Below are 14,957 nucleotides of genomic sequence, written 5' to 3' on the forward strand. Positions count from 1 at the left end.
AGAGGAGTTAAGAAGATAGAATAATGCGTCTGATGCCTTTTGTGAGGAGAGGAACGTTAAAGTTTATTAGGAGAGCAAGGGGATAGTTAGTAATTTTCAGGTATGAGAGGACTTGTGCTTCATGGATTGGGGCTAGATTCTGTACAGCTTTCAATTCCAAAATTAAACAGTTAGCAATCAAAAAATCTAATCTTCCTTTACCGACTTCATATCCTTTGTAATTGACTGTGACCCACTTCTCACATTCATGAGGTATCCCACGGCTCAAAAATTCTACCATCAATGCTTCCTGATACACCTCCTCCAGAAACCCTGGCCCCAATACCCGATGTACCTCAATCGCCGCCCCAATTACTTCACCAGTCAGCCAATTCATCCTTTTTCCTAACTCTCTTCCCTCTGTGTTCTCTGCGCCTCTGCGGTTTATCTCCATAACTCCCCCTCCAACCCTGTGGCAAAATTTATTAGAGTCCTTCCAAACTTAGTTTTCCCCGCATGACCGCAACTATACCTAATCTCCCTAGTCTCTACGAACCATTCTCCACAGAAGCCAAATGGCAAAAATTCTGGGAAGAAAACCAAGTTTATAAAGCCGACCCCAATCATGGCGGCGAACCTTACTGTGTTGTCATCCCGCCACCAAACGTCACCGGTAGCTTGCACATGGGTCACGCTTTTGAAAGCGCGTTGATTGATGTGCTAGTGCGCTACCACCGAATGCGGGGGCGGAATACTCTGTGGCTACCCGGAACCGACCACGCCAGCATTGCTGTTCACACTATGCTAGAAAAGCAACTCAAGAAAGAAGGTAAAACTCGCTATGAGTTGGGGCGTGAACAATTCCTAGAACGCGCTAAACAGTGGAAAGCGGAATCTGGCGGCTTTATTGTCAATCAGCTACGCCGCCTGGGTGTTTCGGTGGACTGGACGCGGGAAAGATTTACCCTAGATGAGGGTTTATCACAAGCTGTAATTGAAGCATTTACTCGCCTGTATGCGGAAGGCTTAATTTATCGCGGTGAGTATTTAGTTAACTGGTGTCCTGCTACTCAGTCGGCGGTGTCTGATGTAGAAGTAGAAAACCAAGAGGTGAATGGTAACCTTTGGCACTTCCGTTATCCCCTCACTGATGGTTCTGGTTATGTGGAAGTAGCAACAACCCGCCCAGAAACGATGCTGGGTGATACAGGTGTAGCTGTTAACCCTAGTGATGAGAGATACAAACATTTAATTGGTAAGACAATCACTCTGCCAATTATGCAGAGGGAAATCCCAATTATTGGTGATGAATTTGTAGACCCAACTTTCGGTACTGGTTGCGTGAAGGTGACTCCCGCCCATGACCCCAATGATTTTGAAATGGGTAAGCGTCACAATTTGCCGTTTATTAACATCCTCAATAAAGATGGTACTCTTAACGCTAATGCTGGGGAATTTCAAGGACAAGACCGCTTTGTAGCTAGAAAGAATGTGGTTGCACGCCTTGAGGCAGATGGGTTTTTAGTCAAAGTTGAAGATTATAAGCATACCGTTCCTTATAGCGATCGCGGCAAAGTTCCCATTGAACCCCTGTTATCTACTCAGTGGTTTGTGAAAATTCGCCCCTTAGCAGACCAGGCGCTAGAATTCCTCGACCAGCAAAATTCGCCGGAGTTTGTCCCCCAACGCTGGACTAAGGTTTATCGTGATTGGCTAGTTAAACTCAAAGATTGGTGTATCTCTCGTCAATTGTGGTGGGGTCATCAAATCCCCGCTTGGTATGCTGTTAGTGAAACAAACGGACAAATCGCTGATAACACCCCCTTTGTAGTCGCCAAATCAGCCGAGGAAGCTTGGGAAAAAGCTAAATCACAATTTGGTGAAAATGTCCAGCTTAAACAAGACCCAGATGTGTTAGATACCTGGTTTTCTTCAGGATTATGGCCATTTTCTACTTTAGGCTGGCCGCAAGAAACTCAGGATTTAGCAACTTACTACCCCACCACTACCTTAGTTACAGGCTTTGACATTATCTTTTTCTGGGTAGCCAGAATGACGATGATGGCGGGTCATTTTACTGGAAAAATGCCATTTAATGACGTTTACATCCACGGCTTAGTGCTGGATGAAAAAGGTCAGAAAATGTCAAAAACCAAAGGTAATGGGATTGATCCGCTATTATTAATCGATAAATATGGCACTGATGCCCTGCGTTATACCCTAGTTAAGGAAGTAGTAGGCGCAGGCCAAGATATCCGCTTGGAATATGACCGCAAAAAGGATGAGTCGCCATCGGTAGAAGCTTCCCGCAACTTTGCGAATAAGTTGTGGAACGCCGCCCGGTTTGTGATGATGAATTTGGATGGACAAACCCCAAATCAATTAGGTCAACCCATCGCCGCCGAATTAAGCGATCGCTGGATTCTTTCGCGCTACCATCAAGTTATTAAACAGACTATTAATTACATTGATAATTATGGTTTAGGTGAAGCTGCAAAAGGATTATATGAATTTATTTGGGGAGACTTCTGTGACTGGTATATTGAACTGGTGAAGTCTCGTCTCCAACAAAATGCTGATCCAGCATCGCGGCGAGTAGCACAACAAATTCTGGCTCATATCCTAGAAGGAATTTTAAAACTACTCCATCCTTTTATGCCCCATATTACTGAGGAGATTTGGCAAACTCTCACTCAACAACCAGCAGATTCTCGACAAACATTATCTTTACAACCCTATCCTCAACCGGATAGTAACCTGATTAATCCCGATATTGAGACAGAATTTGAACTGTTAATTGAGACTATCCGCACTATTAGGAATTTACGTGCCGAGGCGGATATTAAACCTGGGGCAAAAGTGACGGCTAATTTGCAAAGTGAAAACGCCAGAGAACGGCAAATTATTAACTCTGGACAAGTTTACATTAAAGATTTGGCCAAGGTTGAGACTTTAACTATTAATGACAAGGAAAATAAACAAGCAGTTGTAGAAAAAACACCTTTAAAAGGTTTAAAAACCATCGGCTTGATTATTGTGGCAATTGTCTTTATTAGGTTGGCTTATTCTGTTGGTTATGCAATTGATCGAGTTCCTTTATTTGGAACTTTCTTTGAAATAGTTGGTTTTGTTTACTCAACTTGGTTTATTAGCCGCTATTTATTGGTGGCTGAGGCGAGACAAAAGTTCTGGGAGAAGTTTTTCCCACCAGCCACAGACAATCAGCATTCACCAGCAACAGAATTGCAGCCAGAAGCATCAGAAAACGCTATTGCTGGCGTTGTGGGGACAGTGCAAGTAGTCATTCCGCTCAAGGGTGTGGTAGATATTGAGGTGCTACGAGCCAAGCTCGAGAAAAGCCTCAACAAAGTAGAAGCAGAAGCTCAATCTCTCAGAGGAAGGTTAAGTAACGCTAAATTTGTTGATAAAGCACCTAAAGATGTAGTACAAGGTGCACGAGATGCTTTAGCGGAGGCTGAGAAACAAGGGGAAATTTTACGAGATCGCCTGCGTAGTTTAGCATAACTGCAATAAAGTAATGGGTAATTTTTTTCAACTTACCCATTACTATTGAAAAAACCCCAGAAAATCAAAAATCAAAAATCAAAAATCAAAAATTAATTTTGAATTTTTGAATTGGAGCCAAGCGACAGTCATGCGATATCTAGCCCAGGTAAACAAAAACGAATTTTTAGAACAGTATCAGTTGCGCTTATTGGCCCGTCAAGAAGCCGAAAATCTATGGGCACTTATCCCTGAAGAGGCGGTGATTCTTTTAGGAAAGGGAAACGCCATGAGCGAGAAATTGCTGGTGTTGGTGGAACTTTCATCTACAGGCGATATTGAAAGATTAGAAGATGCCACTAGCTGGGTACTATATTTGGTACAAGCTTACCTTTCTACTGGTGTGACTCCAGATTTTTTACAACAGGAAACCGAACGCGCAGAACATTGGCGACAAGCCCTAACCTTGCAAAATCAAGATTTAGCCCGTCGTTCCTTGGAATTGGAAGCCCGCCGCGAACAAATTCAAGCTTTAGAAGAAAGTATTAAAAAAGACAGGAATGGCTCTCATAAAGAAGAGCAGGGTGATTCCTAGATTACCTAAATTAATCACAAGAATGAAAGAGCGCTCGTACTTTAATTAAGTTGCGATTTGTGAAATATTTTTTAACTTAATTACTATGCATTCAAGCATAACTTAACCAATAAACAAATACTTCACAAAGCTTCAGCAAATGTAATTTGATGGCTTGAGGAAAATCCGAAAAATCAATTATCCAATTTCACCAAATCAAAAGCACTTTCACCTTGCCCCTACTCCTCTACCATCAAAATTGATGGGAGGTTTTTTATTTAAAATTCCCCTATAGAGAACCTGTTAAAAACCTCTACTTGTTAGCCACTCAGCTTGTCTTTAAAACGTAAAAGTAGTACGCAGTACACCTACAGTTGTCGTTTCATTTCTACTGTTACCCTCTGGATTAAATAAAACAAACGCACCAGGGGTAATGCTAATATTGTCACTAACTTTAAAGCGATAATACGCTTCTAAATGGTAAGGCGTAGCCCGATTTTCGCCTGCTGGGGTAAGTACAGCAGCACCACTAGCATCAGCACGAAAAAGCGGCTGACCAAAAATAATACCCGCAGTATTTCCAGCATTGAATAAGTCTCTAAAATGAACTCCTACCATCCAGCTGGTAAAAGTAGTAGCAGCATTGACATTATTAGATGAATCATCAACAAATAGTGCTGCACCATAGCCAGAGAAGGCTATTTTGGGAGAAAATTGCCATGTTACCGTACCCCCTACAGAGTTGAGTGTGACTGGTGTTCCCGCCGCCACACCAGCTAAAGCGCCAATGTCACCACTAATTAATCCGGTACCTAAAATATTGATTTCGTGGTAGCTGTGAGAGTAGTTCAAGCCAATGTCTATACTACGGCTAGGCTTGAAAGTTAACTGTGCAGCTATGACATTACTACCACTAAACAAACCAGACCCTAAAGGCGTAGTAGAAACTCCTGGGAGCGCTTCAGCAGCAGATTTTGCAGGTAAGTTGGCGTTGACGCTACCGTATAAAGCTCTGAAATCCAGATTTGGGGAAATATTAAAAATAAATCCCGCCGCCGATGCTAAACCAGAACCCGAAGTTCCACCAGAGACACGTAACACTGGATTTAGGCTAGCAAACCGAGAAATTGACTCTTGTCCCTCACCATAAAAAGGCGTAATAGTGGGAAAAGCATCAGATGTTTCCGCCGCAGTTCCCGCAAATAAAGTTAATTTATTGCTGACGGGAAAAATATACAGCAATTTATAAAGCTGTAAACTGTTCGCACTAACACTCGACAAGTCCTTAACGTTCAGCCCAGGAAACTGCGGTTCAAAACTGGTACGCGCACTACTAGAACTCAATATCGGTGAAGCTAATCCCAAGCTGTTTTGCAAACTACCTTCACCAGTAGCGCCACCTAAAAAATTATGCGCTTGCAAACCTGTAATTAATAAATCTTTACCTGTAAAGCTAGTAGTCAGATTTAACCGCACCCTGTTGACTAACATGATATTCGGGTCACTTGTACCAGGAGCGCCACCGCTAGCTCCCACAGCAGCGATAATCGCCTCACCATTGAGTTTGGTGGTAGTAGAAAACTGATTGGCTTCCAGTTCTGCTGTGCGCGCTTCTAGAGAATCAACTCGACCCCGCAATGTTGCCAATTCTGCAGAAAATTGCTCTTGCAGCTTTTGCAAGGTGGCTAAATCTTCTTTTTTGACCAAATCAGTAGTTGCAGTAGCGATTAGTTCATTGACTCGTTCTAAACAAGCATTTAAGCCAGCTGCAAATTCATAGCGAGTCATGGCTCGATTACCGCGATAGGTGCTATTGGGATAACCAGCAATACAACCATAACGCTCAACCAAAGATTGTAGTGCTTGAAATGCCCAATCAGTTGGTTGCACATCAGAGAGTTGGGATACAGATGTTACTTGATCCAGCGCCTTTGATGGTTGAGATGAATTTTGCGATTGTGCGGTGATTGATGGTGAAGAATTAGCAGCAGAATTATTATCTAAATCTTCATTGGTTTGGTCTTGATTAGTAGCATCAGCTATTATCAATTTACTAGCAACATTATTGGCTGCATTACTATCATGAACATCAATTTCTTGATAGCTACTACCATCCGCTTCCGGGGATAAATTTGTATCTGTGCGCTCTACAATACTCAGCGCTTTGACGGGTAATAAACCGCATAATACCCATAGCAGACCTGCTCCACCAGCAGAAGCTAGTAGATATCTTTTCATGATAAGCTCCCAATATATATGAAGTATGAAAAATTTAATCGCGATGTTGTAATGCCATTGATAAGTAAATCTAAATTAACAAATACGGTTTGCTAAATCTAAATTTTTTCAGTTCAAATTTTCACTGAATTGACTTACCAAAGCAGAAGTTTAATCGCAAGTATTAAATTATAGTAAATCCTATTTTCTGAAATAATTAGCAGTCAATACTATTGATAATTTCAATAATTACTATTGATGGAATAATATTACAAAAGTGTAGTTCTGTGGTAATGCTTGAGGATTTCAATAGTTGATTTGGGTTGATACTAAACCGTTTAGCTAAGAGTAAAGCAACTCTGGCAAGACTTATGTTTGTTAATATTTATACTTAAAGACTTAAATAGTACTGATATTTTCAACACTAAATTATTCATCTATCCAGTCCCATATCTCTCAGTGATGATGTGAGGAAACTCGGACAAACAACTCCGGTTTATCCATCGGCATAGTGGCTAATTAAGAAAAAATTAAGTATACTTTTCTTAACGGTTATGAGTGTTTCTGTTATGGCTACTCTATTGCTTGATGACGGTACAATCGAGAGTGATTTAGATGAGATAGTCCGTGAACTTGCTCCACTGGGCATTCACTTGAAACACTACGATCCGGGTACATCGCTACTTTTTCCCCATTTAATCGAGCAAGATACTATTACTGAATCGGAGAAGCGCTACATTTTAGAACTTCATAATAGTGTCTTTGAGTTTCTCCAGCAGGAAAATGGCTATCTCTGGTGTGATTTGCTGAATGTGCATCCAGGTTCGCCTCATTTGGAGACACTAATTGCAACTTACAACCGTTATCACACCCATACAGCGACTGAACCCATCTATGTTTTGGCGGGAGAGATGATTTTTGGTTTTGTCACACCAGATGGTAAACAGATACAGCTTTTAATTGAGTCTCAAGATTATCTTGTAATTCCGGCTGGTGTTGAGCATTGGTGTAGCCCAAATGCTACTTTGAATTTTAAAGCAATACGCTATTTTACAACCGCAGAAGGTTGGTTACCTAATTACACTGGTACTCAGTTAAGCGATTCGATGAACAAGCCGCGCTAAATTATTTGTTACAAATTTAACTTACTTTCAGTAAGTAGATGCGATTAAACTGAACTATGCAAGGTTTTTAAGGGACAAGGGAAACAGCTTTATCCTTTTGTCCTGCTTAAGATAGTGATGTTGAGTCGCTGCGATCGCATTTAATGAAAAGAATAGTAGTTGAACAAAGAAGCATTCTAATTGGCTTGGCTGGTAGCCACGGCTATGGATTGAATCGTCCTGATTCTGACTTTGATTATCGGGGTATATTTATCGCGCCTAAAAGGTATTATCTGGGATTCGATCGCATAGAACAAAAAGAAAATGGTTGGGATGAACCGGGAATATTTTCTTTTTTGGACAATAATAAAGATACTGTGATTTACGAATTACGTAAAATCCTGCAGTTATTAGCTGGAGCTAATCCCAATGTTTTAGAATTGCTGTGGTTAGGTAACTATCCTGTACTAACTCCAGTTGGCGAACATTTAATTAAACACAAACAACTATTTTTATCTAAAAAAGTAAAACATACATATTCTGGTTACGCTTTTGCTCAAATTAAAAAGATGGAAACTCATCGCAAGTGGTTATTAAATCCGCCACAAAAGAAACCACTACCATCTGATTTTGGCATAGAAGACGAATTACCGTTAGTTAAAGATGATTTAAATGCTTTTTTGGAATATCTTTATTTATTAATTCGGGGAAGAATTGAATTTTTAGAAGAAGCTGAACAGTTATACCAACTGCTGACAGCAGATATTGATTTTAAAGGAATGCTGAAACAGTATACTTTACCCGATGAAACTCTAGAATATACTCAAAAGCTCACCAATAGCCGTAAAGATTTTATTCGCTTGCTGCAAAAAAGCCAAAATTATCAAATTGCTTTACGGGAATGGAAAGCCTACTTATCATGGCAAGAAAATAGAAATCCCGCTAGAGCCGAAATGGAAAGAAAGTCTGGTTTCGACTTGAAGCATGGTATGCACTGCATTAGATTGCTACGCAGTGGCTTAGAAATTTTACAGCAAGGAGAAATAATTGTAGATAGAAGAATAGCTGGTGATGTTGATGATTTAAAAGCGATTCTTCAGGGTGAGTATTCTTATGAGCAGGTAATGAAAATGGCGGAGGAATTAGTATCGAAAATGGAAACTGCTTATACCCAATCAACACTGCGTCATAAACCTGATTTGGAAAGAATTAATGGATTATGTATGGAATTAGTAGAAATGCAAGGATGGGGTGAAGAGTAATAAACTTGCAACTAAAAATATAGTATCTCTTTTTTTGGCAGAGGGGCAGGGTGCAGGGTGTAGGGGGGATATATAGTTCATGTAGGATGTGTTACGCTATCGCTAACGCATCCATACCAAAGCTAAATACGATAATTTGTTTTGTGGAAATAGCTTCTACCAAATCAAATAATTTTTGCAACAGGTAAATGCTTTGTGAGGGCACGGCATCCAAAATATTTTGGTATATTCAATTATCTTACTGGTGCCTTGCCCCTACTCATCTGTCGCGTTTTTTCAAAATGGTATTAATAGATTTTAGGTTTTGGATTTTGAATTATTTAATTGTAGATTAATTCACCTATTTTTTAGACATAAAATATTAACTAAGTGACGTAGGGATGATTACCAAGCACAAAATTGTTGTGCACCCACTATATAACTTATTTACTTAAAAATTTTGTGTTCGCGTAGGCTGAAGTCGTCTCAATCTTTATGTATCGATGAAAAACTACGCTTTTACAAGTATACTGTAATTAGATGTTATATTATCCTCGGACTATAAGTAATAATCCAGAGTAGTGAGGAATATTTCTGCGATGTCTGCTAACAAGACAGGCGTAATCTTGAATTGGTTGATAGTTATAACAGTTATATTTGCTCTCTTATTGAGTTTAATTATCTTTGCATTGTCCCAAATTCGAGGATTGTCTGTTCAACAACAAATAGAATACACAATTCAAGCATTAGCTACTACTGCAATTATTTTCCTAGGATTAGGATTAATCGTTAATGCTTATTATGGCGCAAAGCGTGCCCAGGCTTTACAAAAAAGTGCGATCGCAGCCGAAAAAAGCGTTGAACTTGGCATTCAAAATGCCAAACTCAGTCAAGATAGGCTGATTGCAGAACGCTTTATGACAGCTATTGCACAGTTGGGACATCAAAAAACGGAAACTCGTACAGGTGCAATTTATGCTTTAGAAAGAGTCGCGCAGGAATTTCCCACAGAACATTGGACAATTATGGAAATCCTCACGGCTTTTATTCGCGAGAATGCTCCCATTGGTGAAGGAGAGCAATTAAGAGAAGAAGATACAGCCGTCTTAAATTATGAGCAGCAAAAGCGAGAAAATAATCGTACACAGCAATCTGTATCTAACTATCATGATGAGTCACCAAAAATTCGCACAGATATTCAAGTAGCATTGACAGTCATTGGTAGACGTAATTATTTAGAAGATAAAGTTAATCAAACACTAGATTTACGCAACACAGATATTAGACGCGCAGACTTACTAGGAGCAAATTTAGAACGGGTAGATTTGCGAGGAGCTAATTTATCTAGTGCAGATTTGCGGGGAGCTAATTTAGCTAATGCTAATTTGAGTAGTGCAAAACTCTTAAAATCGATTCTTTATGAAGCTAATTTATTCAAAGCTAACCTGCGTGGAGCTAACCTTTCTTGGGTAAACTTGAATCGCGCTAACTTGGCTGGAGCTAATCTCCGTGGTGCTAACCTGACAGGTGCAAGTCTACGCGCAGCTAATTTGCAAGGAGCTAACCTTTATAAAGCTAATTTACAACAAGCAACCTTAAAAGTCGCTAACCTGGCTGGAGCTAAGTTATTTTTAGCTAACTTGCAGGGAGCAAAACTCGGAAAAGCTAACCTGCAATTAACAGGTTTAATTGGAGCGAATCTGCATGGCGCAAATTTGAATGGAGCTAATCTTTGTGGTGCTAACCTGAATGCAGCTAAACTCCAGCAGACAGAGATATTTTTTGCCAATCTGTCAGAAGCTAGTTTAGCGGAAGCTGACTTGTATCAAGCGAATTTGATAGGCGCTAACCTTGCTAAAGCAATGCTCTATGAAGCCAACCTCCACAGCGCCAACCTCATGGGAGCTAACTTTTTAGACACCAATCTCTGTGATGTCAAACTAGAAGGCGCAATTTTGACAGGTGCAAAAAACTTAGAATTACAACAAATTACACTGGCAGTAGGCGATCGCACAACCCGCCTCCCAGATTATGTGGAAACTCCAACCCATTGGCGACAATCTGGCTAATTTAACATATCATCTATTGCTTATCTGGGTGCATCTGGCTATTTAAGATTAACAACAGCAGTTTTTACTGCACCAAATTACAACAGTTTTTAATACATTTAATCAATCAATTTAGGGGTTTTAAACTCAATATTCGGGAAGGTTTGGCTTATGCTTCCCTGTTCTCAATTACCTGTTCCCAACCTGAATCACATCGTCAGTAAATATATAGAGATTTCTTTGATCCCCAATTGATTGACTAATTAAGTCAGTGTTTTTACTGTATTAAAAGGTAATAACAAATAATAGTATGGATAAACTAAATTCCACAAGGAGTCAAAGATGAAGACTAATGAGATGTCTTTGATCAAGACTAATGAACTCACTAGTTTGGTGCTATCTATCACACTTATATTTATTCTCTCATTAATTTTAATTCTTCTATTCTTTTTTAGTCTTCATGGGTTGCCAACTGAGGAAAAAATCACAGCAGTAACTAAGGTGATGGCAATCATTGCTATATTTGCTTGGGCAATGGCTATTACCATTAATGCTTACAATACCTCAAGGTTATCTCTGGGAATTGATCAGAGTACATTAGGACAACTACTTTCAAGAGTAATGGCGTGGGAGAAAAAGGTAGAAATGGGTATTAATTACACCCAATCAAATGTTCAAGAGTTGGATACAGAAAGATTTTATCAAGCAATTAAACATTTAGGTAATGAAAAAATAGAAACTAGATTTGCTGCAATATATGAGCTAGAAAGAATTGCTCGCGATTTCCCTAAAAATCATTGGACAATTATGGAAATCCTCGCTGCTTTTATTCGCGAAAATGCTCCAGCGCGCCGAGATAGTGAAAATAATTTACCAGAAAAACTGCCTACAGATATTCAAACAGCACTTACCGTTATTGGTAGGCGGAATGCACAATACGATTTAGCGAATAAAAAACTCGATTTACGCGATATCGATATTAGTAACGCTGACTTAATGGAAGCGAATCTTTCTGGAGTCATCTTAATTGGATCGAATTTGCAATGGGTGAACTTTATCGGAGCAAATTTATCTGGAGCTAACTTAACAGAAGCGAATCTCTGCGGTGCGGTGCTGTATGAAGCCAATTTACATAAGGCCATACTTCCAGAAGCAAATCTCCAAGAAGCTGTACTGAGAAAAGTCAATTTAGCCAAAGCAATTCTTTATGAAGCTGATTTGCAAGGAGCCATGCTATATGATGCTAATTTGCAAGACGCGGTTCTGTATAACTCTAATTTAGAAGAAGCTATTCTTTGCGACACAAATTTAGCAGGAGCAAATTTAGAAGGATGCAACCTATTAGGAGCCAACCTAATTGGTAGTAACTTACAAGGTGCAAAATTAATTGGTGCCAACCTAGAAGGCGTACTATTAAGTACAGCGAATTTAGAAGAAGCCAACCTTTATGAGGCGAATTTAGAAGAAGCAAACTTCTATGAAGCTAACCTCAAATACGCCACACTCACTGGAGCTAATCTGAATCAAGCAATATTTCAAAAAGCTAAGATATTTGGCTGTGACTTAAGCAAATGTGAAAATCTGGAATCACAGCAACTAGAATTAGCACTAGGCGATCGCACAACTATTTTGCCAGACAATTTAGAAATTCCTGCACATTGGTGTCAAAATTTAGTTGACTGTTCAGTATCTGATTCTGAAACTTGAAGCCTAAGATAAAACTCATACAGATACTAGCGATTGGCTGACTTTTAAAATAACGGATTATGTTGTTCATCCCAACATTTTTGATAACGCCATATTCTCTCGCTATTTTCACATTGCAGCTGATTGTCGATATTGGGAATGGAAGTTGGGTAAATTTTGTTAAAAATTGAATTTACATCTAGATGGCAAAGTAATAATACACTAGTAGAATAACCACAACTTACAAGAATGACAGCAAATATAATTGCTAAGATAGTTCTGGGTAAATTTTGATTATAAAATTTACCTTTTTTAGTATCTTGTGGCTCATACATCTTTTTTTAAGTTTCTAACAGTAGTAGATGACTGGTTGATAAAAAATAATTTAGACTAATTCATCTCAAAGCCGATTTGCTGTGGCTATTGTCCCACGTATTTACCGATCAGTATGATGAAATCATCTTTATATTCATTAAGACTAAATTAATTACAGCAGATCGATAGAGATTTCCAAGTAAAAAATGTTTCATCCCTACGAAAAGCTGCCTTTAGTTTGCGTCCCCACAGGGGTAAATTATTTAGGCATAGGTGCTGAAGCAATAACTCTACGCAGTCAGAAAAATTATAGATATATTGCTGTGTAAATGGCTATTTTTGGCAAAAAGTAGCTATTTAAAATTATTTTTAGACTTTTTATACCAGTTTTAGAAATCGTAGTTAATATGGATAAGATTTATGTCTCCTTGAGAGCCTATCCGTGTTTCCTACCTTGATCTGTGTTTGGTGGCTTCTCGAATAATTTATTTTTTGCTACTCCCTTAGTCCGGAAATACCTGACAAAGAGCCGTAGAAAGAGCTGTTTGTCTTGATATATGTAGCACGAAATACAAAGTATTCCTAATCTCAGCCCTAAGATTTATGGAACCTAGATTATCAATCTAGGATTTTGAATGACTGGTGGGGGTTCAAGCACTCTCAGGATTTTTCCTGAAGTACGAGGTTAGGAGCAATCAAACTCTACTTGCAGTGGCAACAATATAAAGTGAGATGGTAAAAAACTGGGCGTTGGTTATTGGTATTAATCATTACGACTGCTTGCAACCCCTCAAATATGCGAAGCGGGATGCAGAGTTGCTACAGAATTTGCTCCACAATGAAGCAGGTTTCGAGCGGGTTTTCTTATTCTCGGATGACTCACTTAGTATTGGCGGGGAACTAACTCGTCCCGATCGCGCTAATTTATTACGATGCTTACAGCAGTTATTTGAGCGTCCCTTCCTACAGCCAGAAGATAATTTCTGGTTTTTCTTTAACGGTCATGGGATGAACTATGGTGAGCAAGATTACCTCTTAGCTGCTGATGGGAATCCAGAAGACATCGAAAATACAGGAATTTCCCTGAGTTATCTGACTGAATGCCTCCGCAATTCCGGCTCAGATAATATTGTTTTGATGTTGGATGCTAATCACCATCAGCATCAAGGACATGGCTTAGGAATTGGGCAACAAACACAAAATTTGGCACGGCAAACCGGGGTCATCAGCATCTTATCATGTACTGCTCATCAATCTTCTGCTGAAATCGATGCCTTGCAACAAGGTGCTTTTACCCATGCACTCCTAGAAGGTTTAGGAAGTCAGGGACAATGCGCCACTGTAAAACGGTTACACCAATATCTCAGTTTCCGAGTTCCAGAACTGTTAGCGCATTACAAGTATCCTCTGCAAACACCTGTGATGAGTGCAGAACCAATTGCTAAGTCACAGCGAGTTGTGATTCAAAAATACGCAAATTTACATGATATTGCCAAAAATCAGAGAAATGGCCTGCCCAGAGAAGTAAACTCTCATAGGGAATTTGTACAATTAGAAGAGTTATGGTTACGGACAAATACAGTAACTCCTAGTGTAGAAAAGCATAAAGTTAAAGACATCTCAAGAATTGCTCAATATGCAGGTAGCGGTGAGAACTTTACTGCTAATCCGGTTGTTTGCGCTTCTTCTGTGCAAGTGATGTCTGACGACAAGATGCACAGTACCCACACTCAAGCGCATACATCAACGCTAACTATCTCACAACCAGCAATTGATGACCTCGCTTCCGAACGAGGAATAGATTACCAGCGATTATCAGAATTATTAGCAGATGGTGATTGGAAAGCTGCAGATCGGGAAACTTTCAATCTAATGCTGAAAGTAGCGGCGCGAGAGGAAGCCGGTTGGTTAGATATTCCAGCAATCAATAAATTCCCCTATACCGACCTTTGCACAATTGACAGACTTTGGGTCAAATATAGCAAAGGTCGTTTTGGTTTTACTGTGCAAAAGCAGATTTGGGAAAGCGTAGGTGGTGAGGCTGATGCTGATTATCAAACATGGTGCAAATTTGGCGATCGCATCGGTTGGCGTGACAATGATGCTTGGCTATTTTACTCTGACCTAAATTTTGTGGATGATGCACCAATAGGACATTTTCCAGCTGCGGCGACTGTTGATTTATTAACTGTCCGCCAAGGTTGGGTAGTGGGTTTATTTGGTTGTTTGGTAGGGTTTTCGGCTCTTTCTTCACGATTAGCCCAGTATTAGTAATGCAACAAAGGGGAAA

General features: G+C 39.6%; 9 protein-coding genes. 7 read left to right on the forward strand and 2 right to left on the reverse strand.

Translation table 11 applies throughout. The annotated features are described in order from the left end of the window. Positions 1 to 7: 7 nt before the first annotated feature. The gene (locus AACU25_RS10610; protein ID WP_096575383.1) at positions 8 to 433 is read right to left on the reverse strand and encodes a GxxExxY protein; all 426 of its coding nucleotides are present in this window, start codon (positions 431 to 433) and stop codon (positions 8 to 10) included. Positions 434 to 495: 62 nt separating this feature from the next. Here AACU25_RS10610 and AACU25_RS10615 point away from each other — a divergent pair, with 62 nt between their 5' ends. After that, the gene (locus tag AACU25_RS10615; RefSeq protein WP_096575385.1) at positions 496 to 3,504 is read left to right on the forward strand and encodes a valine--tRNA ligase; all 3,009 of its coding nucleotides are present in this window, start codon (positions 496 to 498) and stop codon (positions 3,502 to 3,504) included. 130 nt (positions 3,505 to 3,634) lie between these two features. Then, positions 3,635 to 4,078, forward strand: a complete 444-nt coding sequence (locus AACU25_RS10620; RefSeq protein WP_096575387.1) for a hypothetical protein — start codon at positions 3,635 to 3,637, stop codon at positions 4,076 to 4,078. A 318-nt stretch (positions 4,079 to 4,396) separates the two neighbouring features. On the opposite strand, the gene AACU25_RS10625 is transcribed toward AACU25_RS10620, so the two are convergent. After that, on the reverse strand, positions 4,397 to 6,295 hold the full coding sequence (locus tag AACU25_RS10625) for an iron uptake porin (RefSeq protein ID WP_096575389.1): 1,899 nt from the start codon (positions 6,293 to 6,295) through the stop codon (positions 4,397 to 4,399). Positions 6,296 to 6,843: 548 nt separating this feature from the next. Between AACU25_RS10625 and AACU25_RS10630 the strand changes: the two genes are divergently transcribed. The 5 genes from AACU25_RS10630 (at position 6,844) to AACU25_RS10650 (ending at position 14,938) form a co-directional block, all read left to right on the forward strand. After that, complete coding sequence (locus tag AACU25_RS10630) at positions 6,844 to 7,398, forward strand: 1,2-dihydroxy-3-keto-5-methylthiopentene dioxygenase (protein ID WP_096575391.1); 555 nt, start codon at positions 6,844 to 6,846, stop codon at positions 7,396 to 7,398. A 143-nt stretch (positions 7,399 to 7,541) separates the two neighbouring features. Beyond that, positions 7,542 to 8,639: a nucleotidyltransferase domain-containing protein gene (locus AACU25_RS10635; RefSeq protein WP_096575393.1), complete on the forward strand. Its 1,098-nt coding sequence runs from the start codon at positions 7,542 to 7,544 to the stop codon at positions 8,637 to 8,639. 578 nt (positions 8,640 to 9,217) lie between these two features. Beyond that, positions 9,218 to 10,687, forward strand: coding sequence for a pentapeptide repeat-containing protein (locus AACU25_RS10640; RefSeq protein ID WP_096575395.1), 1,470 nt, complete (start codon positions 9,218 to 9,220; stop codon positions 10,685 to 10,687). Positions 10,688 to 11,023: 336 nt separating this feature from the next. Further along, the gene (locus AACU25_RS10645) at positions 11,024 to 12,373 is read left to right on the forward strand and encodes a pentapeptide repeat-containing protein (RefSeq protein ID WP_096583652.1); all 1,350 of its coding nucleotides are present in this window, start codon (positions 11,024 to 11,026) and stop codon (positions 12,371 to 12,373) included. 1,026 nt (positions 12,374 to 13,399) lie between these two features. After that, complete coding sequence (locus AACU25_RS10650; protein ID WP_096575399.1) at positions 13,400 to 14,938, forward strand: GUN4 domain-containing protein; 1,539 nt, start codon at positions 13,400 to 13,402, stop codon at positions 14,936 to 14,938. The last annotated feature ends 19 nt before the right edge of the window (positions 14,939 to 14,957 follow it).

The sequence above is a fragment of the Tolypothrix tenuis PCC 7101 genome (assembly GCF_963874875.1).
Classification (GTDB): domain Bacteria; phylum Cyanobacteriota; class Cyanobacteriia; order Cyanobacteriales; family Nostocaceae; genus Aulosira; species Aulosira tenue.